Source organism: Methanosarcina sp. 2.H.A.1B.4 (assembly GCF_000979385.1).
Lineage (GTDB): Archaea > Halobacteriota > Methanosarcinia > Methanosarcinales > Methanosarcinaceae > Methanosarcina.
In genome coordinates this window covers 14,737-39,085 of sequence record NZ_JJOV01000094.1, presented here as the reverse complement: position 1 = coordinate 39,085, position 24,349 = coordinate 14,737, and the positions used below count along the sequence as shown (strand labels likewise).

Here is a 24,349-nt window from a genome sequence, read left to right as displayed (position 1 = left end):
ATGGTAATTAAAGTCAACTACCCACTAAATCTAAAGATTTAATGGGTTTCCTGTTGAGGTTTTATGAAGATTGTATCAGTAGTCGGTGCCCGCCCTCAATTTATAAAATGTGCTCCTGTGTCCCGTACCATCCGAAAGCACCATGAAGAAATACTTGTCCACACAGGCCAGCATTATGACCCTGAAATGTCCGAGGTCTTTTTTGAAGAACTCGATATCCCAAAGCCGGACTACAACCTTGGTATAGGCTCGGGTACCCAGGGGGAACAAACCGGCAAGATGATTCTAGAAATAGAAAAAGTACTTTTGAAAGAGAAACCAGACATCATGCTTGTCTATGGAGATACAAATTCTACACTTGCAGGCGCACTTGCTGCTACCAAGCTGCACATCAGGGTGGCACATGTGGAAGCTGGACTGAGGTCTTTTGATCGGGCCATGCCTGAAGAGATTAACAGAGTCATAACCGATCACATATCGAATATACTATTCTGCCCGACTGATACTGCAGTGATGAACCTGAAAAATGAAGGCATTACTGAAGGTGTATACAATGTTGGGGATGTAATGGTGGATGCCCTTAAGTATAACCAGAAAATTGCAGAAGAAAAATCAACGATTTTACAGGATCTTAATCTCAATCCAAAAGAGTTCCTTTTAGCAACCGTACACCGTGCCTCCAATACGGACAATATAAAAAACCTCTCATCAATTGTCGAAGCCTTTTCTGATGTAGAAACGACAATAGTGTTTCCAATGCATCCAAGGACCAGAAAATACCTGAAAGAATACAATTTGTGGGAAAAAATCCTTAAGAACACAAAAGTAATCCCCCCTGTTGGCTATCTTGACATGTTAAAACTCGAGTCAAATGCCAGAAAAATACTCACCGATTCCGGAGGGGTACAGAAAGAAGCCTATATGCTGGGAGTGCCCTGCATAACCTTAAGGGATAATACGGAATGGGTAGAAACAGTTGAAGAAGGCTGGAATATACTTACAGGAGCAGATTACGAGAAAATCAAACATGCTATTGAAAATTTTGAGGGCACCAAGAGAAGAAATGAAGTATTTGGGGACGGGAACGCAAGTGGTAAAATCTCTCAAAAAATGAACTCTGGGAAAACATGAAGATACTGCACATAAGGAATATTGCAAATGTAGCATATAATCTGTCTCTTCAACAAAAAAAAATGGGCCATGAGGTACGTTTATTTGAGATAACTGAAAATTATACCAGCGAAAATACCGATATCTCTCTAAATCTCCCGTTAAAATATTCAAAAAAAGATATTCCTCGCCGTTTCCAGATCATATCGAAAAACCTTGTAGAAATCACATTGAAAGAGAAATTTGATATATTTCATCTTCACGATGCAGGAATATTTCCCCAGGATATAGACATACCGCTTTTTTTTAAACGTTTCGGCAAAGTTGTTGTCCACTGGCACGGCAGTAAATTAAGAAATAATGGCAGAACTTTTGGATCAAAATTCGCAGATGTTGAAATAGTTTCGACCCCGGATTTACTTGACTATTCACCGGATGCTATATGGATTCCAAACTGTATCCCCTGGCACGGGTTAAGTAAAGTCAATCGAAATGATGATAAAATCATAATCGGGCATGCTCCAACAAACAGATTCTACAAAGGTACAGAATATTTTCTGGAAGCCATGGCCCAGCTCAAAAAGGAATATCCAAATGTTGACTGCTTATTGATTGAAAATAAACCCCATAAGGAAGTAATGCAATTGCTTCAGACCTGTGATATAGTTGTTGATTCTGTTGGTTTTTATGATAAAAGACAGGTCGGATGGTATGGTGTTCTCACCAATGAAGCCCAACAGATGGGAATTCCATGCTGTACATGGATTAAGCCTGGATTAGAACCTTATCTGGAAGAGCCCAGTGGAATAGTAAATGTTACAAAAGACAATCTAAAGCAAAGATTGGAAGAATTAATACGTGATGAAAATTTAAGGGAAAATCTTGGAAGAAGCGGAAGAAAATACGTAGAGAAAGTTCATAATAACAAGGTGTTATATCAGAAATTTCTCACATTATATAAAGGAACAATCTTAAAATAAATGACTCTTTTGTGCCCTCTGCTGAATGCAGGACATATTAAAGAGAATTTAAAGAGAATTTAAAGAGAATTTAAAGAGAATTTGATGATAACAGTTAATAGGTTAAATCTTGACAAACCTGCAAAGCTCTTGATTCCCAGGTATGTAAAGGCAAGATTTCAATGATTTTGTTCCTTTTTTCTTCTAACTCTTTGCGATCATTTAGAAGTTTGTTCAGCAATATGAGAAGACTTTTTTCGTCATAGGGAATTGCCCATCCAATTCCATTTATTTCTACAAAATCTCCTGCTGCAGTTCCCTTTGTTACAATTAGAGGTTTACAATGAGAAATATATTCAAAAAGTTTTATTGGCATTGCAAAATCCCGATACTCCACATTTTCAAAAAACATGCTTGCTACATCAGCCTTTTCGTAGAGGGAAAACAAATCATCCCCACTTAGATGTACGATGTTAATGTTGGGTTTTAATAGATTTTCATAATCATTAAGACTATTCTGCCATTCATTTTCCCTGCAACAAATAGTTAAAGATATTATGGGAATTTCCCCAATAACCTTTACTAACTTACGGAGATCGTAAAGGTTGCCTATCCCCCCAACGTACAGAACATTAAAAATAAAAGTATTTTTATTATTATTTTTATTATTATTAGTATTATTATTAGTAGTAGTAACAGGTCTGCTCGAAGGATACATAAAGGCACCCGGCGGAAGAGGCTTAATCACAGGAAAGTGAAAAGCCAGGTATTTAGCCATTTTATCAGAAGGTAAATACAATACATCAAGATATTTTTGATAAACAACTAAATCGAGTCGATACATTATATTGAGAACCAATTTTTTTGCAAAGGGTCTATCTAAAAGTTCTGGAAATCTCCAATAGATATCCCTGTAAAACAGACCTATTGGGATATTGTTCTTTTTACAAAAAACAAAAAATCTGAAATCCAGAAATGGATATTTCACGGCGTCTTTTACACCATAAGCTAGCGATGTGGGATAGCTGGAACTTTCCGAATAAACAAAATCATATTTTTTACCTTTTTTAACATTTTGTTTAATCAGATTTATCTGTCTGAGTCGCTCAGCTCCGGACCCCATAATCACGTCAACTTTGCAACCTAGCGACTTAAATGCTTCCAACATCCTCAAGGGACGAATTTGACTTCCAGAAGGGGCTGAGGTAATTAATTTCCAGGGGATATGGAAAATAACATTTAAATTTTTGAGATTTATATCGCCTTTATTATCCATATGATTCCTTAATAATTCAGGTCCTAGCTTAAAACAATAAGGTTCTAGCTTAAAACAATAATACGCATATATGAAAAAAGTTGTGGTATATAAGAATTACAAAAATGAATACAGTTGACGGCTGTATCCCACTATTGATATAAAGGGGATCAACCTTCAACGCTCCAAATCAGTTATATATATTGAACCTGCAAGTAAACAGAAATCCTTCGACTATTAAAAAGAATGGTGTGGTTAAGTGTCCGAACTTAAAAAATTCATCTCTGATATAGGAGTGACATTTTTTGCTTCTGCCGTATCTATGCTTTTAGGATTTCCACTATCAATCCTTATTGGCAGGTATCTGGGGGCTGGAGATCTTGGACTTTATAGAATGGTAAACACCATTTTCGGGATATTAATCTTATTTGGTACGGTTGGACTGCCTGCAGCTGCAATCAAATACGTAGCTGAATTTTCTGGAAACCGCCGAAAACAAGAGGAATTCATCTCTTCGAGTATTATAAATAGTTTGGTTCTAGGTATTCTGGCTCTTAGCTTAATGTATTTGAGTGCTGGCTTTTTAGCAGACTTTTTCAATATGCCAGGATTGGATGATTTACTAAAAATCCTGGCCTTTTCGTTACCTTTTGCGATCCTGAACAGTGTACTTTTCGGACTCCTCACAGGCTTTAGGGAGATGAAAAAGCAAGCTGCAGTAACTATTGCAAACGGGATTTTTCTGCTACTTGGTACATTCCTACTCTTTTTTAGATATGAAGTGAAAGGCACAGTTGCTGCCATAGTAATTTCTTCCTTTATTACAACAATAACCCTGTTATATGTACATAAATGGGGTAAACTTAGTCCAGCTAACTATCTAGCTACAAGCCGAGAGCTGTTTTCATTTGGGTCCAAAACATTTATTTCAAATGCGATCAACATTGTAAATTATCAGGCTGACGTGCTCATGATAGGTTATTTCCTATCAGCAACAGATGTTGGGGTTTATAGTGTGGCTGTAATCCTGGGAAAGATCCTCTGGATGCTTCCCGATACTATCCAGAAAATTACCTATCCGATGATTTCGGAATACTACGCAAAAGGAAAAAAGAAAGAAATTGAAATGCTTGTAGACAAGTGCATGAAATACAGCTATCTTTTTTTGATATTCTCCAGTACATTCCTTGTATTTTTTGGGAAGGAAATTTTGACCTTAATCTATGGAAACGAATTTGGAAAAGCGTATTTCCCCCTGATTATATTACTGATTGGAATCTTATTTTACGGGACGACAAAATCCATAGGCTCCATTTTTGCAGGTATCGGTAAGGTTCAGTTAGTGTACAGAATCCCCCTTGTCTCAGCAATCATAAATATTATCTTAAACGCTCTCTTAATTCCAGTTTATGGCATTGCAGGCGCTGCTTTTGCCACAAGTTTTTCTCTGATCATTAGCATGGGACTGATGATTCACTATATGAAAATGCTACTGGGAATAAGCTTTGATACCCAATGGTACTTTGGAATCTTTGGAATCTCAAGCTTATTGAGTATAATATATCTGATGAGTTCCTCTAATCTTCTTTTGGGGCTTATTTCGATGATACTGCAAGCAGTAATATTTTTCAAATATTATATCCATTCGGAAGACAAACAAAAAATAGTTTTATTTTGCAAGCAAACATTATAAAAAAATCTCACATTATTTCATTCACTCGCCGCGCAAGGCTTGAGCCCACCGGCGTACAGTAGATAAAAACAAACTCTATGACCAGTGCTGGGAGCTCTAATACCAAAATATCAACCATGTAGCAGGGGACGACCAGAAAATGAGTTCACATAAATATTTTCACGGAATTTTAAAAAGAAGGTTATTGATGCGGTTTTGTCCTGACCGAATTGTCACTTATTTTTAAAACATGAGACACGATCTGTATACGTTTAGAATTTTGAAACTTAGATCATAGCTTTTTTAAATCCTGGACAAAAATTTCAAAATTTTTATTAGAATTATATTTATTTTCCCAGTTATCTCTACTATTTATCCTTTTAACCATGGCTTCAGCTTCATTTTCCATCATGCTGCATATCGCTTCAGCAATCTCTCTCGGGAACGGGTTTTCACTTAACAATACCCCAACCTCATTGGATACTATTTCAGGTGTACCCCCAACTGCCGTAGCAATAACTGGAATTCCACAACTTTGGGCTTCCATTATTGAAACGGGAATCCCTTCGGAAGCACTTACATTGACAAAAACATCCACACAATTATTTTGATAATATGCGATTACTTCTTTATTAGGCAAGTGGCCTATAAATTTAGGAATTACGTTTTTGGGCAAAAGAGAATCTGCAAGATTTTGTAAATCCTTTTGAAGAATTCCATATCCTATATGTGTCCATTCAAATGTTCGGGAACTTTTGATTTTACCAAGCTCTGCAAGAGCCTGAATCAACAGGTCTACTCTCTTTACAGGAACAAGGTAGGAGCAAGATACAATTCTAAAAATACCATCAGAGGATGCCTCTGTTAGGAAACCCAGGTCATTCACCCCTAACCTGTAGACTTTACAGATATCTTCAAACATTGGATATTTATCTAAAACATATTTTCTCCCGTGGTCCGAGATTAAATAAAGCCTGTTCAAATACTGAAATACCTCTGGGCGATGAGGAATGTAAGGTGGGACGTGTCTTTCACTATAAAGATCAAGACCATGAGCTCTTGAGACGATTTTGAGAGATGGAATCTTCTTTTTTACCATCGAAACTCCAGAAGTTGGCAGAGACAGCCAATAAGTATAAAAGACTGTAGTTGAAAAGTCGAAGTTATGGGTTTCAATGTACTTTTGAAGCCACCTTTTTATAATTACAGCGTTGCCGAAAAAAATAACAGAACTTTTGAACAAAGAGATCTGGAAAAGAATTTCTGGCTTGCTAAGAATTTCTCTGTAAAAGTCGGTTGAAATAAAAGCATTTAATGCCAGTGAAATTTTATTTCGCACGCCCTTCAGAGGCAATTGTTCATTTAATAATGAATCTTCAATTTCAATGTTCTCTGGAAGCTTCCTATTTACTCTTTCAAGTAAACTTGGAAGGGACTGTGGAATCAATATGACTTTATCGAATGATCTACTCAGAAAGAGGATTTCAGAATCTAAAAAAGATTCCGCCACATCTCCATATGGATAGGAGGAAGTAAATAATAACAAAAGATTATTCTCTTTTTGATCCTTCTCTTTTTGATCCTTCTCTTTTTGATTCACAGTTTAGCCACCATTATAAGATCTGCTAGCAGTGTGCCTGATTTCTTAAAAATTGTCTCTATACACATTCATCTTTTTTTGATTAAAGCTCTATCACTATTACCCTTTTCCTGTGATCCACTCTGATAACAGGACTGGGGGTGAGGTGTTACCGCATTTTAGTACCCATATCAAGCGTATGGCTCACACTAATCCCAATATAATAATGGGTGCTATTTTGTACGTTCTCCTGCTCTTAAAACTTGACCCCAATATCCGCAGTGAAGTTATAAAGATAGGGAAGCAGATGGAATTACAGTAACCCCGAAAAAATAAAAAATCCTGAACACATCCGCCATCCTCGGAGTAAAACTTCCAAAAAGAACAAAAATATCTCAAAAAATTATATCCTTGTTAAAAGTTTATTGGAAGGACGAATCACATGATTCCCGGATCTTGTGATGCCTTCACCTTTGAGGGGCCGTCTCCCCGACCCTGACATCTTAAACGTTGAACCAATAGCCTTTCCCTCACTTCCTCCCATAAACATCATCAAACCTGACAATGTCCCCTTCGTTCACAAGCTCTCCTAACTGTACCTCAATAATCTCAAGAGGGATTTTTCCGGGATTCGACAGCCTGTGCTTTTGTCCTGCTCTGATGAATGTGCTTTCCCCGGGTCTAAGGAAAAACTGCTTTCCATCCACTTCCACGCAGGCCATGCCTTTTACAACCACCCAGTGTTCACTCCTGTGGTAGTGCAGTTGCAGGCTTAACTTATGGTCAGAGAGCACAGTAATATTCTTGATCTTATGACCGGGGGAAGCGTCGAGCAGTGTGTATGAACCCCAGGGCCGGTAGACAGTTTGCCCGACAAATGCTCTTTCGTCTTTCCTGCCCTTGAGGTCGGAGACTATTTCCTTTACTTTCTGACTGCTGGATTTAGGACATATTAACAGGGCATCGCTCGTGTCAACAATAACCATGTCCTTAATATCGATAAGGGAAACGATTTTACCGCATTTCGAATACACCAGATTCCCATCGGAATTAAGAAGCATGGGATCGCATTCATGGATCACGTTTCCTACTGAATCCTTTTCCAGTTCATCATAAATTGCCTCAAAGTTTCCAAGGTCGCTCCATTTCTGGCCCAGCTTTACAACAGCGACTCTATCTGACTTTTCCATTATGCCATAATCAATGGAAACCTTATCCACACCCGCATAAATATCATTAATATTGCCCCCTTTCTCAAAGCAGGCAAAAACCGAAGGCGAGTGCTTTTTTACTTCTTCAAAGAAGAGCCGTGTCTCAAAGAGGAACATCCCGCTATTCCAGAGGCAGCCTTCATCAATGTATTTTTGTGCGGTTTCTAAATCAGGCTTTTCTCTGAATTCCGAAACCCTGTAACCAGGCTCGCAGGACTCTGAGGCTTTAATGTAGCCGTATCCTGTATGAGGGAATGTAGGAATAACTCCAAAAGTGACCAGATAATCCGAAGCCAGCTTTTCAGCTGAAGAAATCGTTGCCATTGCAGCTCTGTCAAGCACATGGTCGGAGGAAAATACCCCTACGATTGAATTCCCGAATTTTAATTCAATCTCCTTCATTCCAAGGAAAATTGCAGGAAGGGTATTCCTGCCCTCAGGCTCGATCAGGACATTCTCGGGAGGAATTGAGTATCCTATTTCTTTCATCTGTCCAATCACGAAAAATTTCTGGGCTTCGTTCGTTACAACAAAAATCTCAGAAATATCCGAAACCTCAAGACATCGAAGAACTGTCTCCTGAAAAAGTGAGGTGTCACCAAATTTTAAAAATTGTTTGGGATACATTTCCCGGCTGAGAGGCCAGAGCCGGGTCCCTGAGCCGCCTGCAAGAATTATTGACTTTATGCTTGTCATCTCCCTGGGAAATTGATTTGAAAAATATTCAATAAGAGAATAAAAACTGTCAAAACTGTCTTGACAGAAAGGAATTATAGATATACTGTGGAATAAGGTTATTTTTAGGACATAATTATTTTCAGAATATAAATATTTATAGAATAGATTACTTGCAGAATAGATTACTTTTGGAATAAATTACTTTTGGAATAAATTACTTTTGGAATAAATGAAATCTGAAATAGGATTTTTAGAATAGGATTATTTTTGAAGTTCGATTATTTTTTTAGCAGTATATGATAAGAAGTCAATATATAACCTTTGGCTTTGAGATCATCGAAACAAAATTAGGACTTACGCACTTGATAAATGAAATCAAGTGCATACGGCCTTATCAATATTATTGTGATTTATACCGTTAAGTGCTTTACGCTTTTATTTTTCAGTTCAACTGCGTAAGTCCTACAAAATAAGTAAATCAAACTATCAAACCGGAAGGGGGAGAATGAATTGTCCATTAATTATAAAAAATATAGATATGATAAAACTCAAATCAATTGATGAAAAGTCAAATGATGGGCTTCCTCGCGCTCATTCTACGTCATCATCTCTTGTAAGCTCGTCCCTACCCCAACCCATTACCCTTTTTACGATAAATATTGCAAGTGCAAATACAAGTAAAACAAATCCCAAAAGAGATAACGTAAGGGAACGACCACTGCTTTGAAAGGCCTGAGGGCGCCGGATAAGAGGCATGTAATCGATATTTCCTTCCCCCAGGTCATAGGAAGCATCGCAGAAGCCATTGTCATCCATATCTTCAATAACGCACAGTGCCGTACTTTCAGGGCCAGTCCAGTAATTTCCGCCGAGATATGAACCCCCTACAATATTAATCTCCCTCTTAAGAGTCATATTCCAGGCATTTTCTAAGTTGACCCCTTTATAACCAACATTTTCGGAGTTCTGAAAATAGTTATCGTAAATGAGGTTTTTACTGCTGTTTGAGAGCATAAGACCATACTCTGTGTTAAAATGCAAAAGATTTCCCTTTAAGCGGTTTTCATCAGAAGCTTCGAGAAAAATTCCTTCCAGACGGTTCATTTTTACCTTGTTATTGATAATCCAGTTGTCCTGTGAAGCATTGAGAAAAATACCCACCTCATTCTCAGAAACATCATTTAAATTCAACATATTAGTAGTAGAAGATTCGAGATAGATTCCCAGGCGATTACTGGAAAGATTATTATTGCTTATCAGAATTCCCTGCGCATTCTCCAGATAAATGCCAGCTTTTTGAGTATCATTAGCGCCATTTATGGAGAAACCACTTATAGTTACGTTATTTGCAATTACATGAAATACATGATCATGAGAATTTTTTGCCGTAACAATGTTTGTTTCAGGCCTTCCGGAGATTGAACGAACAGAAATTTCTTTGTCAAGATATATGTTCTCCATGTAAAGCCCATTATACACATAAACCGTATCTCCAGCCTCTGCTGCATTCACAGCCTCCTGAATTGAAGGAAAGTCCTTATTGTCATCACTCCCCACAGTGATCCTTCTGGCAGCCGCAGAGCCTGAGCTGAGCAACAAAAGTGCAAAACCTATTGCAAAACAGATTTTTACGGATCTTATGGTTTTCAGTAATATCACCTCAAAGAGACCGCCCCTATCACCCTGTTCCCCGTATTCAGAAGGGAGCTGCCTTCAGAAAATCAAGCCTGGAGTATGCAGATCATAAAAAATAATAATTGAATAGTAATGTGAAATACCCGTTAAATCTAAAGATTTAACGAAAGATTTAACGGGCTTTCTGAGTCATTCTTCCGGATAATTGCCAGAAATCATACAGGCTCATTCCCATGTTCCGTGGGTGTCAGCGTTTTGCTTGAGCTACTTTTCGGTTTTCCGATTTCTCAGGCACTACCTCAGACCCTCTAAATGCAGTATTAACTGGTGTAATTCCTTTAACCTTGTTCTCGCAGTAAGAAATTAATATATAATTGGTCGGAGAAGATATTAATGGTTGCAGATAACGAAAACGGAGGGAGTTGACGCTGATATTCCCTCTGCTAAACATATAGGGGTTTTACGCTTCGTTATATAAATTCTTCTCATACCCAGGCTTTTAATTTCAGGCTTTCAACTGGCAGACCTCCGTACTGCCTTTTACTTATATCCGAATCTTCAGCCAGGATTTTAACCGAAAACCCTGCATTTATTAAAAGCTTTAGATACTCCTCTTTTAATACAGCACCAGCGACACAGCCTGCAAGCAGTTCTTTGTCATTTTTAAGATCTTCGGGAAGCTCAGCCAGGAGGACCATATCCGAAACATACATCCTGCCTTCTGGCTTCAGCACCCGGAAGGCCTCCCTGAAAACCTTTTCTTTATCCGGTGCCAGGTTAATCACGCAATTGCTGATAATAACATCCACCGAACTATCATCAACCGGAAGAGCTTCAATATCCCCATGGCGGAACTCAACATTTAAATATCCATATTTTTGGGCATTAGCCTGTGCTTTTTCAATCATTTCAGGAGTCATATCGACTCCAATAACCTTTCCTGAGCTTCCGACTCTCTGTGCAGCAAGGAAACAATCAAATCCCGCACCTGAACCCAGATCAAGGACAATATCGCCGGGTTTCAGTTCCGCAAAAGCTGTAGGGTTGCCACAGCCAAGACCCAGGTTTGCATCCGGAACAACCTGAACATCAGCTTCCGAATAGCCAAAAGATTTAGAAAGGTCTGCTGAGCTCGAATCACCGCAGCACCCACCGCCAGAACAGCAAGAGCCCCCTAAAGTTACAATTTCCTGATACTTCTTTTTGATAACTTCTTTTTTTTCAGTGGCATCCATTCTTTTACCCCATTCCTTATTTTTCAGATATTCCTTTTTTATCTTGAGATTTATTTTCGATTGGTTTTTTATCTTGAGATTTATTTTCGATTGGTTTTTTATCTTGAGGTTTATTTTCGATTGGTTTTTTATCTTGAGATTTATTTTCAGTTGGTTTATCCGTAGTTTTGTTTTCAGCTAGATAATTAGTTCTCACGTTAATGATATTGGTGATTCGGTTTTCAGTTTTATCCGTAGAACAAAATCTGGAAACCTGCTGCCCATTACAACAGGGCTTTATATCCCTGATTCCAAGAGATTCAAGCAAACGCCCGATCTCCTCGTTTTTAATGCTGTAGATGATGTTTCGTCCCTTTCTTTCGTACTTTAAAATTCCAGCTTCGACAAGAACCTTCAGGTGCTTTGAAACCGTTGTCTGGTCCTTTTTTGTAAGGGAAGAAAAATCACAGGCACAGTAACTGTGCTCCAGCAAGTAAGAAAGAATAGTAAGCCGTGTCTCATCTCCGAGAGCTTTAAAGAACTTTACTTTGCTATCAAGCATGATTATATGAGTATATGCGCATATGACCATATATATTTAATGAAAAGATGGGTAGTAGGATTTAAAGATACATGAAAAACAGGTGCAGGATGAGACCAGTAGGACACACTGATGCTGAATGGGACCAGTATATCCCCTAATATTCACAAATACCCACTAATACCCACTAATAGTCCTTACTATTCCTTAATATTCCTTAATATCCATAACATCCTCTATTAACTTATTTCACCTCAAAAAATGAAAAGGTATTAAGGTTATTTGCAGGTATCAAGAAGCGACCTTTTCTTGCCGCCCCGCGCTTCGGTTGGATGAATAGGATCGACGTCTGCGACCTCTTCTCCTTCTCTCTTCTCCAGTTTTTCTCCCTTTTCCCCTTCTCTTCGTTCTTCCGGCATATACCCAACTCCTTTTATAATTTATTTATTCATTTATTTATTCATTTATATATTCATTTATTTATTCATTTATTTATGGAAAGATTCTTTTCAGCAATTTCGTAACTTCATGCTGTCTTTTTATTTTGCCTTCAAAAAAGAAAAAGATCCCATTCTGCCAGTACACCATCAGAATAGACTTTTCCTTTCTTCAGGATGTTAGAATCTACAGCTTCAGCTATGGCCATAGTTTGCAGTACCTTTTTGATTACCCCTCCTTTCTACCAATCCAACCCACGGATCAGCCGAGTTTGGGAATTTTCCCTTAATTTCATTACACCCGCCAGATTTATTAAATTTTTGTGAAAAGGATAAAAGAACCTGAAAAAGTGGTCGTTCTTTTTCAAAAAAGATGTCAAAAAGGCAGGCATTTATAATTTAACTAAAAAGATAGTGCAAAACAGGTAGAATTATTAAAATTATTTGGGAGAATATATGACTCAGTACCAAAATCCAGTGATGAATGTAAAATTGAAAATCACTGGATTTTATGATTGGTTACAATTCTCGTGAGAAGAATTTTGGATTGAAGTCTTTAGATCTCGAATATTGATTTTGATTAAAGACCTGATTCTTCTTGCGAATTTAGAATTTAAATCCAGAAATATAAAAATCACTAGATTTTGGAACAGAGTCGAATATATATCCCATTAATCATTATAAGGAGAACGTCCAAGCGGGAAGCCACATAGCTGAAAAACCTTTGTGAAGCTCCGTTATAGTTAAATTTATCGATTCATTTGTTCAGAAAATATGCTTTTACTCAGGAAAATGTGATCTCATGGCATATAGAATACTGGAAAAGGAAGAAATCGCCCCGTCGGTGCACAGAATGGTTATTGATGCCCCTGACGTGGCAAAAGCTGCAAAAGCCGGACAGTTCATAATCCTCAGGATTGATGAAAGGGGGGAAAGAGTTCCTCTTACAATTGCGGATTTTGAGAGCGAAACAGGCACAGTTACTGTAATTTATCAGGAAATGGGCAAGACAACAAAACAGCTTGCAAAGCTTTCTGCAGGCGATTCCCTTGAGGATTTTGTCGGCCCCCTCGGAACCCCTGCCGACGTAAGAAAACTTGGCACTGTAATTCTTGTAGGAGGAGGAGTAGGAGTTGCCCCTATCTACCCCCAGGCAAAGGCTTATACAAATGCAGGCAACAAGGTAATTTCAATTATCGGAGCCCGGAACAAGGACCTCCTGATCCTTGAAGACGAACTGGAGAAAGCCAGTTCCGAACTGTACATAGCAACCGATGACGGGTCAAAAGGGCACCACGGGTTTGTGACCGATATCATGAAAAGGATCCTGGACAGCGGCGAAAAGGTTGCAAGGGTTGTAATTATAGGCCCGCCAATCATGATGAAAGTGGGAGCAGGGGTTGCTTTCCCCTATGATGTGGAAGTCCTTGTCAGCCTTAATGCCATAATGGTAGACGGGACAGGAATGTGCGGAGGATGCAGGGTTACGGTCGACGGAGAAACGAAGTTTACGTGCGTTGACGGACCTGAATTTGATGCCCGGAAGGTCGATTTTGTCCAGCTCATGAACAGGCTTGCAATGTACCGCGGCGAAGAGGCAAAAGCTGTGGAAAACTACGAAGAGAAATGCAAGTGCGGACTGCACTGAGAAGGAGGGGAGGAAAAATGCAAGAACTACACGGAGAAAAAACAGGAAACGCAAAGAAAGAAAGAACCCCAATGCCAGAGCAGCCTGCAGAAGAGCGCAGAAAGAACTTTAATGAAGTAACTCTTGGCTACACGAAAGAAGATGCCCTTGCCGAAGCTTCTCGCTGCCTCACCTGCAAGGACCCAAAATGTGTTGAGGGGTGCCCTGTGAATGTGGACATTCCTGGCTTTATTAAAATGGTCTGTGAGGAAAACTTCGAAGGGGCAATCGAGAGAATCAAAGCCACAAACGCTCTCCCTGCAATCTGCGGCCGCGTCTGTCCCCAGGAAACTCAGTGCGAAGCCCGCTGCGTACTCGGAAAGAAGGGGCAGCCTGTTGCAATCGGAAGGCTGGAGCGCTTCTGCGCGGACTATGAGCACGAAAAAGGCGTGAAGGCTCCTGAAGCTATGCCTCCAACCGGCAAGAAGGTAGCAGTTGTGGGTTCCGGCCCTGCCGGCCTTACTGCCGCGGCAGACCTTGCAAAGCTCGGCCACAAAGTAACAATCTTTGAATCCCTGCACAAAGCCGGAGGAGTCCTGAGTTACGGCATCCCCGAGTTCAGGCTGCCAAAAGAAATTGTACGGCAGGAAGTAGAGTACATCGAAAAACTCGGTGTAGAGGTTAAGCCCAATTATATCATAGGCAGGATCAAGACCTTAGATGAACTCTGTGACGATTTCGATGCCGTATTTCTGGGTACGGGCGCCGGGCTCCCTAACTTCATGGGAATAGAAGGCGAAAACTTCAACGGCGTATATTCCGCAAACGAATTCCTGACCCGCGTAAACCTCATGAAAGCCTATGACCCCGAATATGACACAATGGTCAGGCTTGGGAAAAATGTGGTTGTAGTCGGAGGCGGAAACGTGGCAATGGACGCAGCCCGCTCTGCTCTCCGCCTGGGTGCAGAAGAGGTAAGCATAGTCTACCGCCGCGGAGAAGACGAGATGCCCGCCCGCCGGGAAGAAGTCGAGCACGCTAAAGAAGAAGGCATAACCTTCAGGCTCCTGACAAACCCTGTCCGCATCCTCGGCGACGAGAAGTTCAATGTTACAGGCGTCGAATGCATCAAAATGGAACTTGGCGAACCTGACAAGTCAGGTAGAAGAAGCCCTGTCCCTGTTGACGGCTCGGAGTTCCTTGTGCCTGCGGATGTTGTAGTTATTGCCATAGGCACCTCCCCCAACCCGATCATTTTCAAAGGCTCGGAAGGCCTTGAACAGAACAGGCGGGGAACTGTCGTTGCTGACGAGGAAACCGGTGCAACCTCCAAATGCGGAGTCTTTGCCGGCGGAGATATAGTAACAGGCGCAGCAACCGTAATCAGTGCAATGGGTGCGGGGAAGAAAGCTGCAAAGGCAATTGATGAGTTTTTGAAAAGAAATTAAGGTCAAAAAAGGAAAAAACAGAGAGCTGAAAAATATATTCAGTATCTCTTTCTTCCCATATTTTTTTCAACATAAAAAGTAGCTTACATCAGAACATTCCTTTTTTACCAAATTTGTAAATTCACCGTTAAAAACTCTAGATTGGCTTGAAATCAAAGGCTTTCCACAACTATCTTCAAAAGGACAATCAAAGCTACAATTAAAAAGAGCGTCCACACAAGTGGAAGCAGAGCTTTGAGCAGGAAATACAGTATTATTGCTATGAAGAGTAACTGAATTAAGGACAGTTTCCTTCTCCCCACACGCAGAAAACGACGATTAAATCCATGAGCCATGCTGTAAACCTTCCAGAGTTCTCTTTTTGTTATATGTATACTTCAATTCTTGTATTATATTTTTTGCCCGTAGATGATAATATATCCTGAAAAGCTTCCAGAATATTAACCCTAAATGAAATCAAAATTATTAAGTCGAGAACACAAAAAGTAAGATAGGAATTAAAACCCGGATGTTTTTCAAAAAAATTCCAGTCTAAATGTTTGGAAGTTCAGCAAGAAAATTAATTAACAGGTCTGCTGGGAATCGAACCCAGGTACGAAGCTCCGGAGGCTCCAATGATATCCGCTACACCACAGACCTTCATTGTGAAAAAGTTATGCTCGGTTAACTGACATATAAAGCGATGATCAGTTAACTGGCTATAGTGCCAAATAGCTTATAAATTTAATCCTCAATCAAATTATAAATATTTTTTTAAAGAAAGTTTATCAGAATAAACTTCCGGCAGGTTAACTTAAAACTCCCGAATTCGGTATTGAATTCAGGATCTTTGAATTCAGGATCTTATTCTGCCCATTTTTGCCCGTACTTTTCTTCAAACACGATTTCAGAAAGGGCCTTGCGTGTTGAAGTCCTCTCTTTTGAGACCGGTTCCCCGATAGCCAGCACGGCCATGAGTTCGAGTTTAGAGGGACACTCGATAATTGAATTGACCTTCTCGCTCTGGTTTAAGATCTCCCCGAGCCAGACCGCGCCCAGGCCAAGTTCACAGCAGGCAAGGAGCATGTTCTGGATAGAAGCCCCTATTGCCTGGATATCTTTAGTCCTGTTGTACGAATGTTCGGTATCCAGGAAAGCGGCAATAAGCAGGGGAGCTCCTGCAATAATACTGGAATAATGAGTGCATTCCGAGAGCTTATGGATGGTTTCAGGGTTCCTGACAACTATAAAGCGCCAGGGCTGGTTATTCAATCCGGAAGGAGCCCAACGACCTGCATTCAGGATTGTGTTGATTTCTTCCTTGCTGATGGGCCTGTCTGTAAACTCCCGGACACTCCGTCTGTTGAGGATCGTGTCAATGACTTTGCTTTCTCCTGTTACTGGCATATTTACTCTCCGGATTGAAGTTTCAATTTCAAATTTATGAACTTTCTGTTAAAAGATTAAAATCAAGTTATTAAACGTTACCGGCAAACAGTAAGGAATCACCCTCATGAAACCGAAAAAAGATAGAAAAAACACTAATCTGAAAAACAAATCCAGAAAAAAGAAGTCGGCCAGACCACCTAAATGGCCGGGCCTAAAAATGAAAAACGAAACTTAAGGCTCAGTCGTCATCAATTTTCTTGTTGAGCCAGGGGATATTTGCCCTGATTTCCTTGCCGACAACCTCAAGCGGGTGTTCCTTTTCCTGGTTTTCCATGGCTTTGAGCACAGGGTGGTTGACCATGCCTTCGAGGATGAATTCTTTTGCAAATTCCCCGTTCTGGATCCTTTCAAGGGCTACGTACATGGCTTCGCGGGATTCTTCGTTGATGACCCTCGGGCCAACGGTCATGCCGCCGTATTCTGCGGTGTTGGAGACAGAGTGCCACATTCTCTCAAGCCCGCCTTCGTAGATAAGGTCCACAATGAGTTTGACTTCATGGCAGGTTTCGAAATATGCCATTTCAGGCTGGTACCCGGCTTCCACAAGCACCTCAAAAGCTGTCTTGATAAGCGAGGAAATCCCTCCGCAGAGGTCAACCTGTTCTCCGAAAAGGTCGGTTTCGGTTTCTTCACGGAAGGTAGTCTCGTAAACTCCTGCCCTGGTTGCACCGATACCCTTGGCGTAGGAGATAGCAAGTTCCCTTGCCTTTCCGGTTGCGTCCTGGTAGACTGCAATCAGGCCCGGCACTCCGATGCCTTCTGTGTAAGTTCTCCTGACAATGTGCCCGGGACCTTTGGGGGCGACCATGAAGACGTCCACATCTTTTGGAGGCACTATCTGGTTGTAGTGGATATTGAAGCCGTGAGCAAAAACAAGGGCGTTGCCGGCTTTCAGGTTGGGCTCAATCTGAGAATAGTAAACAGAGGACTGCTTTTCGTCCGGAAGGAGGATCATGATAACGTCTGCAGCTTTTGCAGCGTCTTCAACAGTCATAACCTTCAGGCCATCAGACTCAGCTTTTGCCCAGCTGGAACTGCCTTTCCTGAGCCCCACAACGACATTGAGCCCCGATTCATGGAGGTTCCTTGCGTGTGCGTGGCCCTGGCTTCCGTAGCCCATTATTGCGATTGTTTTATCTTTAAGTGCATCAAAGGTAGTTTCATTATCATAAATTATCGTTGCCATTACTAAATTCTCCTGATTGATTTTACGGATTAATTTTTCTGATTGATTTTACGGATTAATTTTTCTGATTGATTTTACAGATTAATTTTTCTGATTGATTTTTCTGATTGATTTTTCTGATTGATTTTTCTGATTGATTTTTCTGATTGATTTTTCTGATTGATTCTTTAATTATGTAATGAGAATTCCCTGCATTATTCGGGGAAGTGTTCAAATTTCGAACACACATACTTCCCTGAAATTAAACAAACTGATTTTCGAAAAGTTATTGTCTCTGGGTCTGAGCAGCCTTCTGAGATGTAGAGAGAGGCCGGAAACCCGGAAAGTTTCTAAGAAGACCTTTTGAATTTGAAAAGGCTTCCGGCTGCCCCAATCTGTAGAAAATAATTGAGCAGTTACCTCTCTTTACCTGCCCTTAATATTTAAACCTTCTTTGACCCGCGCACCAGTGCAATCTTGCCTGTCCTGACCAGTTCCTTGATCCCGAACTGGCGGAGAAGTTTTTCAATTGCCTGGATCTTGCCTTCGTCCCCTGTTATCTCAACAGTCATGGACTTCGGGGCAACATCCACGATCCTGGCTCTGAAGATATTTGCAATCTGAATAATCTCTGCTCTTGTGTTCACATCGGCTGCGACCTTAATAAGGACAAGTTCCCGCTCAACCGCATCGTCACCTCCGATATCCGTGACCTTGATAACGTCTATGAGCTTGTTGAGCTGTTTTGTTACCTGTTCGACCACATGGTCATCCCCCTGAACCACAATAGTTATTCTCGAAATATCAGGGTCTTCAGTAACTCCCACAGCCAGGCTGTCGATATTATATCCACGCCTTGAGAACAGCGAAGCCACTCTGGAGAGCACACCGGACTTATTTTCCACAAGAACTGCAAGTGTGTGTTTCATCAGTGTTCCTCCATGTCAATGATCTCGTTAATTGCAGCTCCTGCCGGCACCATGGGGTAGACATTTGCTTCGCATTCAACAATCACGTCGACAACAGCAGGTCTGCCGGACCTTATAGCCTCTTCGATTGCAGGCCTGACTTCGGACGGCTTTTCTGCGCGCAGCCCGAGAGCTCCGTAGGCTTCAGCAAGCTTTACGAAATCAACACTGCCCTTGATAAAGGTGTAGGAATACCTCTTATCGTAGAAGAGTTCCTGCCACTGCCTGACCATGCCAAGATAGCCGTTGTTCAGGATCACGGTAACAACCGGGATATCGTTCTGGACCACAGTTGCGAGCTCCTGAGAGTTCATCTGGAAAGAACCGTCACCTGAAATATTGATAACGGTTTTATCCGGCCTGCCGACCTTGGCGCCCATGGCTGCAGGGAACCCGTATCCCATTGTGCCAAGCCCGCCTGAAGTAAGGAAGGTACGAGGCGTGCTGTATTTGAAGAACTGAGCTGCCCACATCTGGTGCTGTCCAACTTCCGTAACTATGATTGCATCCTTGCAGGCTTCGGATATCTGCTCGATAACAAACTGAGGCATTATTACATCCGTAGACACCTGACTGTAGCCGAGAGGATATTCCTTTTTCCAATGATTTATCTTTTCAATCCACTCCGCGGAGTTGCAGCGCTGGATATATTTAATCAGGGATTTAAGTACCTGTTTTGCGTCCCCGACAATAGGGACATGCACCTTTACATTCTTGGAAATCTCGGCAGGATCAACATCAATATGGATAATCCTGGCGTTGGGGGCAAAAGACTCGAGTTTACCGGTCACGCGGTCGTCAAACCTTGCTCCCACGGCAATGATAAGATCGGACTCCTGAATTGCATAGTTTGCATATTTGCACCCGTGCATCCCCAGCATTCCGACATAGAGAGGATGTTCAGTCGGGATAGAGCTTATACCCATGAGAGTGGTAGTAACCGGAGCCATGATAGTCTCGGCAAGCTCAATGAGTTCTGCACTCGCGTTCGAACTTATTACGCCCCCTCCTGCGTAGATTATAGGCCTGCAGGAGTTTGCAATTTCTTCGGCGGCTCGTTTTATCTGCTGAGTATTACCCTTGTAAGTGGGCTTATAGCCTCTAAGCTCTACCTTGTCAGGATATTGTAAGTCAATCTCTATATTCTGTACATCCTTTGGAAGGTCAATTAATACCGGGCCAGGCCTTCCGGTGGATGCTATGTGGAAGGCTTCTTTCACAATCCTCGGGATTTCCTGTGGATCCTGTACGAGATAATTGTGCTTGGTAATTGGCTGAGTAATGCCCGTAATATCTGCTTCCTGGAAAGCATCATTTCCGATAAGGGATCTTGGTACCTGGCCGGTTAAGGCTACAATTGGCACTGAGTCCATATATGCAGTAGCAATACCTGTTACCAGGTTGGTTGCTCCAGGGCCTGAAGTAGAAACACAGACCCCGGTCTTTCCAGTAGCACGAGCATACCCGTCCGCAGCATGAGCCGCTGCCTGTTCGTGGCGTACGAGTATGTGGCGCAGATCTGAATCATAGAGTTCGTTGTAGAAAGGAATGATCTGCCCTCCGGGGTATCCGAAGAGAGTGTCAACTCCTTCCTTTTCGAGGCACTTTATAAGAGCCTTTGCGCCGTTGACTTTTTCTGTTGACCCGGTTGTCATTATTTATCTCCGTATTTATTTCTTGAGATTTGGTCTAACTGGACACTCACATTTCAGGTGAGCACCTTTCCAGTTAGGGTGTGTTTATAAGAAATACTTTTTTATCTACCTTATCTCTCACACTCACACTTTTTTTATTGCGAATTCTGCAAATACATCATAATCAATCATGTTATATATGGTTGAGGGTTTCTCCGGGCATCAAGAGTGTCAGAGATCCCCAATTTCAAAAATTTCTTCAAACAGGAAAAAGAAGAGAGGACAGAAAAGTCCTCCTGAGAACCCTTTGAAGTTCCGCATCCTTTTATGATTTACTCTACCCGGATAAGGCGATTCATCCCGTTCATTACGGCTTCTACAGAGGCCATGATAATGTCCGTTCTTGCTCCGCTTGCGGTAATTACCTTTCCGTTTTTGGAAAGTTTTACCCTTACCTCTACAAGGGCGTCAGTTCCGCCGGTAATTGAGTCTACATGGTACTCTTCAAGGATAATGTCTTCAGCACAGGAACTTACAGCTACTCGGATAGCATTGATCACAGCATCCACAGGTCCGTTTCCGATTCCAGCCTGTACGATAATTTTGTCTTTTACATTGAGCTTTATGGAAGCGGTTGGAGTTACCCGGTTTCCGGATACAATGGTGAACTCTTCTAATTTTACCAGAGGTTCCTTGTAAATATCAAGCACGGTTTCTGCGATGGTCTGCAGGTCAGCATCGGTTATATGTTTACCCTGATCACCCATCTGCTTGACTCTGTTGAAGATTTCTTCAGTCTGAGCCTCATCAGCCTCAAGCCCCGTTTCCTTTAAGGCAAGAGTAATAGAGCTCCGTCCGGCATGTTTACCAAGTACGATCTGGCGCTGCCGTCCGATATATTCGGGACTCATCGGCTCATAGGTTGCTTTGTCAGCCAGAAGCCCGTGCACATGAATTCCTGCTTCATGAGTGAACGCATTTCCCCCCACAAGGGCTTTGTTAGGGGACACGGGAATTCCGGTCAGCCGGCTTACAAGCCTCGAAGTCCGGTATATCTGCTCATGCTTGATACCGGTGTCATATTTATAGAGCCACTCCAGGTTCATTACAACTTCTTCAAGAGCAGCATTTCCGGCTCTTTCCCCTAAACCATTAATTGTCACATGTGCCTGCTTTGCTCCTGCAGCCAACGCAGCAATTGTATTTGCAGTTGCTAAACCGAAGTCGTTGTGGCAGTGAATGCTTATAGGAGCTTTCAGGGAGGAAGACAGGTCCCGGAAAATCTCGGTGGTCTTTTCAGGCACCAGAAGCCCTACAGTATCACAGAAGCATAACCTGTCAGCTCCGGCGTCGATTCCGTCAGCATAAATGGCTTTTAAGAACTCAGGGTCTGCCCGCGAGGCATCTTCTCCACTCAGCTCCACAATCAGGCCGTGGTCTTTAGCATACTCAGTGACCTCGGCTGCGATCTGCCTTACTGCATCCCGGTCCTTTTTGATTTTCGTCCTGATATGCAGGTCCGAAACCGGAGCTACAAGGTGGATTGAATCGACGTCGCATTCAAGAGCATGGTCAACATCCATTTTTACAATCCGGCAGTAGCTGCAGATTTCGGCATTGAGCCCTGCGTTCGCTACAGCCTTGATGGATTCCCTTTCACCTTCGGAAGTAATTGCAGAGCCTGCCTCGATTACAGAGACTTTCATCTCATCAAGGGCCCGGGCAATTAAGAGTTTCTTCTCTTTGGTCAGGGCTACGCCAGGTGTTTGTTCACCATCTCTCAAAGTAGTATCAAGAAAGCGAATATTTTCGAATAATACAATCCCTCAGTTTTGGTGTTTATTGCAATAGATTAGTTCTGCACGACAGAATATAATATAACCATTTAATATAACCACAATTATATAATATTTTATAATATGTTATATTATTTTTATATTATTTTATCCCATATTGCAAAACCCATTTTATTATATTACAGATATTTTAGCTCAGAATCCCCGTTCTATCCGGGAATCTCCCCGAATTTATTCCCGGGCTCTCTGAAACTTCTCTTCAATAGGTAGACCATAGTATTTTTAGTTTCCAGTTAACAATACCCCTTACTTATAAAAAAAGTAAAGGCCAGCACAGGTCAGAAGCTTTGCAGTCCGAAAACTGAAAAGAGAGATAAATGGGATCCTGAGGGTTTCTCGCAAATCTGCAGGAACAGCCAATAGCAGTTGCTCCTGCGGAAACACCTTTGAAGATTACCCTTAAGAAAACTGTCCGTACAAGTTGCACTGCAGGAAAATGGTCCTGCTGTGCTCCTGGCAATTATCCTTAAAAAATTGAGAATGAGGATTTAGAAATATTTTTGGACATTTTCGATTGCCTTCACAATGAGGGAAACGCAAGCTTCTATATCTGCCGTATCCAGAACTTCCACTGGAGAGTGAATATAGCGTGTGGCTATACTAACCGTACCTGTAGGAATGCCTTCCTTTGTGAGGTGTATTGACGTAGCATCGGTGGTGCCGCCAGAACCTACGCCCAGCTGATAGGGTATCTCATTTGTATCAGCGGTTTCCCGGAGCCATCTGAGAATCTGGGGATGAGCTATAAGACCCCTTCCCGAAGCGTCTGCTACAGTTATTACGGGTCCTTTTCCCAATTCAAGAGCTGAATCGGTCTTGCTGATACCCGGATGATCTCCCGGAATAGTTGTATCAAGGGCAAGGGCAACATTCGGACAGAGCCCGAAAGCACAGGTTTTTGCTCCTTTGAGCCCTACTTCTTCCTGAACCGTGCCCACGGCATAAACATTTGCTTCAATTTTACGTTTGTGGAGCTGTTTCATGACCTCAAGGAGAATTACAACTCCTGCGCGATTATCAAAAGCCTTGGAGGTAACCTTCCCGTTTGCCAGGGGTACGAATGCCCTGTCAATTGAAGCTGCGGTGCCTATCTCGATTCCCAGATTGCCGGCATCCTCTCTGTCTTTTGCCCCTATGTCGATAAACATATCCTCAAGTTTCACGGGTTTTTTCCGGTCCTCATCTTTCATTACATGAGGAGGTTTGGAACCTATAACTCCAGGGATGGCACCCTTTTTGCCATGAACCACTACTCTCTGGTTCAGAAGAGTCTGGTCAAACCATCCCCCTATCCCGACAAAGCGCAGGAATCCGTTATCATCGATATATCTGACCATTAACCCTATTTCGTCCATATGGGCAGCCAGCATTACAGAAGGCCCTTTTCCCTCTTTAACGGCAATGAGGTTCCCCATGACATCTTCCCGCATACTTTCAACATAGGGTTCGAGCTCTTTTTTAAACAGTTTCCGGACGTCACCTTCAAAACCGGAAATTCCGTGGGCGTTTGTGAACATTTCGAGAAGAGATTTTATTTCGTCAAGGTTTCCGCCTTTTTCCATATTTGCTTCCATATAAGAAAATCTCCTGAATATTGGTTTAATCTGGAGTGTTAGTCTGAGTGCGCACATCTTAATTCTGGTGGATGCTTATTCAGTTTGAAGTGCACTCAATTGATTTGCTAAATAATCTGTTTAATATAACATATTATAAATGCCCATTTATGATTATCCTTTGCTGAAAGACTTTTGAGGCTTTTTAGTCCCCGTAGGTTTAACACATGTTTCGTGGCCGCGACCATGTTCGGCCCATAACTTTTCCACAGGATCTTTTCTATATTAATTTAATTGTTCGGATGTCTTTATTTAAGTTTAACTTGTTGTTGAAGTTTTTGGCAGGAGCTTTTAAGCTACTTTCTGAGGGGGGATTATT

19 protein-coding genes, 1 tRNA gene and 1 pseudogene are annotated in these 24,349 nt (G+C 41.5%); 5 read left to right on the top strand and 16 right to left on the bottom strand.

The window, feature by feature from the left end:
• Positions 1–63 precede the first annotated feature (63 nt).
• Complete coding sequence (wecB, locus tag EO92_RS16245; protein WP_048162278.1) at positions 64–1,131, top strand: non-hydrolyzing UDP-N-acetylglucosamine 2-epimerase; 1,068 nt, start codon at positions 64–66, stop codon at positions 1,129–1,131.
• A complete protein-coding gene (locus EO92_RS16240) occupies positions 1,128–2,090 on the top strand; it encodes a glycosyltransferase family 4 protein (protein ID WP_048173252.1) in 963 nt (320 codons plus the stop codon). The genes wecB and EO92_RS16240 overlap by 4 nt, the downstream gene beginning before the upstream one ends.
• A gap of 94 nt (positions 2,091–2,184) precedes the next feature.
• On the opposite strand, the gene EO92_RS16235 is transcribed toward EO92_RS16240, so the two are convergent.
• A complete protein-coding gene (locus tag EO92_RS16235; RefSeq protein WP_048173249.1) occupies positions 2,185–3,345 on the bottom strand; it encodes a hypothetical protein in 1,161 nt (386 codons plus the stop codon).
• Positions 3,346–3,583: 238 nt separating this feature from the next.
• Between EO92_RS16235 and EO92_RS16230 the strand changes: the two genes are divergently transcribed.
• Positions 3,584–5,017: a flippase gene (locus tag EO92_RS16230; RefSeq protein ID WP_048173246.1), complete on the top strand. Its 1,434-nt coding sequence runs from the start codon at positions 3,584–3,586 to the stop codon at positions 5,015–5,017.
• Positions 5,018–5,288: 271 nt separating this feature from the next.
• Here EO92_RS16230 and EO92_RS16225 read toward each other — a convergent pair whose 3' ends face one another.
• The 7 genes and pseudogenes from EO92_RS16225 to EO92_RS18010 all read right to left on the bottom strand — a co-directional run bounded on the left by EO92_RS16225 (position 5,289) and on the right by EO92_RS18010 (position 12,273).
• On the bottom strand, positions 5,289–6,596 hold the full coding sequence (locus EO92_RS16225; RefSeq protein WP_048173244.1) for a glycosyltransferase: 1,308 nt from the start codon (positions 6,594–6,596) through the stop codon (positions 5,289–5,291).
• A gap of 509 nt (positions 6,597–7,105) precedes the next feature.
• Positions 7,106–8,482: a mannose-1-phosphate guanylyltransferase/mannose-6-phosphate isomerase gene (locus tag EO92_RS16220; protein WP_048173241.1), complete on the bottom strand. Its 1,377-nt coding sequence runs from the start codon at positions 8,480–8,482 to the stop codon at positions 7,106–7,108.
• Between the two features lie 573 nt (positions 8,483–9,055).
• On the bottom strand, positions 9,056–10,123 hold the full coding sequence (locus tag EO92_RS16215) for a NosD domain-containing protein (RefSeq protein ID WP_082108239.1): 1,068 nt from the start codon (positions 10,121–10,123) through the stop codon (positions 9,056–9,058).
• A gap of 461 nt (positions 10,124–10,584) precedes the next feature.
• Positions 10,585–11,334: an arsenite methyltransferase gene (locus tag EO92_RS16210; protein WP_048173239.1), complete on the bottom strand. Its 750-nt coding sequence runs from the start codon at positions 11,332–11,334 to the stop codon at positions 10,585–10,587.
• Between the two features lie 16 nt (positions 11,335–11,350).
• A complete protein-coding gene (locus EO92_RS18700) occupies positions 11,351–11,641 on the bottom strand; it encodes a hypothetical protein (protein ID WP_235283382.1) in 291 nt (96 codons plus the stop codon).
• Positions 11,642–11,650: 9 nt separating this feature from the next.
• A pseudogene (locus EO92_RS18695) lies at positions 11,651–11,875 on the bottom strand (ArsR/SmtB family transcription factor); the annotation flags it as partial.
• A 257-nt stretch (positions 11,876–12,132) separates the two neighbouring features.
• The gene (locus tag EO92_RS18010; RefSeq protein ID WP_156164040.1) at positions 12,133–12,273 is read right to left on the bottom strand and encodes a hypothetical protein; all 141 of its coding nucleotides are present in this window, start codon (positions 12,271–12,273) and stop codon (positions 12,133–12,135) included.
• Between the two features lie 820 nt (positions 12,274–13,093).
• Here EO92_RS18010 and EO92_RS16200 point away from each other — a divergent pair.
• Both EO92_RS16200 and gltA read left to right on the top strand, forming a co-directional pair.
• A complete protein-coding gene (locus tag EO92_RS16200) occupies positions 13,094–13,939 on the top strand; it encodes a sulfide/dihydroorotate dehydrogenase-like FAD/NAD-binding protein (RefSeq protein WP_048173236.1) in 846 nt (281 codons plus the stop codon).
• A gap of 17 nt (positions 13,940–13,956) precedes the next feature.
• Positions 13,957–15,366, top strand: a complete 1,410-nt coding sequence (gene gltA / locus EO92_RS16195) for an NADPH-dependent glutamate synthase (RefSeq protein ID WP_048162262.1) — start codon at positions 13,957–13,959, stop codon at positions 15,364–15,366.
• Positions 15,367–15,518: 152 nt separating this feature from the next.
• On the opposite strand, the gene EO92_RS16190 is transcribed toward gltA, so the two are convergent.
• The 8 genes from EO92_RS16190 to EO92_RS16150 form a co-directional block, all read right to left on the bottom strand.
• Positions 15,519–15,701: a hypothetical protein gene (locus tag EO92_RS16190; protein ID WP_048162260.1), complete on the bottom strand. Its 183-nt coding sequence runs from the start codon at positions 15,699–15,701 to the stop codon at positions 15,519–15,521.
• 232 nt (positions 15,702–15,933) lie between these two features.
• Positions 15,934–16,005 (bottom strand) — tRNA-Arg (locus EO92_RS16185).
• Between the two features lie 204 nt (positions 16,006–16,209).
• Positions 16,210–16,752, bottom strand: a complete 543-nt coding sequence (locus EO92_RS16180; RefSeq protein ID WP_048173234.1) for a nitroreductase — start codon at positions 16,750–16,752, stop codon at positions 16,210–16,212.
• Positions 16,753–16,972: 220 nt separating this feature from the next.
• On the bottom strand, positions 16,973–18,001 hold the full coding sequence (gene ilvC, locus EO92_RS16175; protein ID WP_369793164.1) for a ketol-acid reductoisomerase: 1,029 nt from the start codon (positions 17,999–18,001) through the stop codon (positions 16,973–16,975).
• 401 nt (positions 18,002–18,402) lie between these two features.
• A complete protein-coding gene (gene ilvN, locus EO92_RS16170; RefSeq protein ID WP_048173231.1) occupies positions 18,403–18,888 on the bottom strand; it encodes an acetolactate synthase small subunit in 486 nt (161 codons plus the stop codon).
• Entirely contained in the window at positions 18,888–20,582 is a 1,695-nt protein-coding gene (locus EO92_RS16165) for an acetolactate synthase large subunit (RefSeq protein ID WP_048173228.1), read from the bottom strand. Before EO92_RS16165 ends, ilvN begins: the two co-directional genes overlap by 1 nt.
• Positions 20,583–20,893: 311 nt before the next feature.
• Positions 20,894–22,384 carry a (R)-citramalate synthase gene (locus tag EO92_RS16160; protein ID WP_200896795.1) on the bottom strand — a complete coding sequence of 497 codons (1,491 nt, stop codon included), beginning with the start codon at positions 22,382–22,384 and terminating at the stop codon, positions 20,894–20,896.
• Positions 22,385–22,905: 521 nt separating this feature from the next.
• Complete coding sequence (locus EO92_RS16150; protein ID WP_048162251.1) at positions 22,906–23,991, bottom strand: M42 family metallopeptidase; 1,086 nt, start codon at positions 23,989–23,991, stop codon at positions 22,906–22,908.
• Positions 23,992–24,349 lie beyond the last annotated feature (358 nt).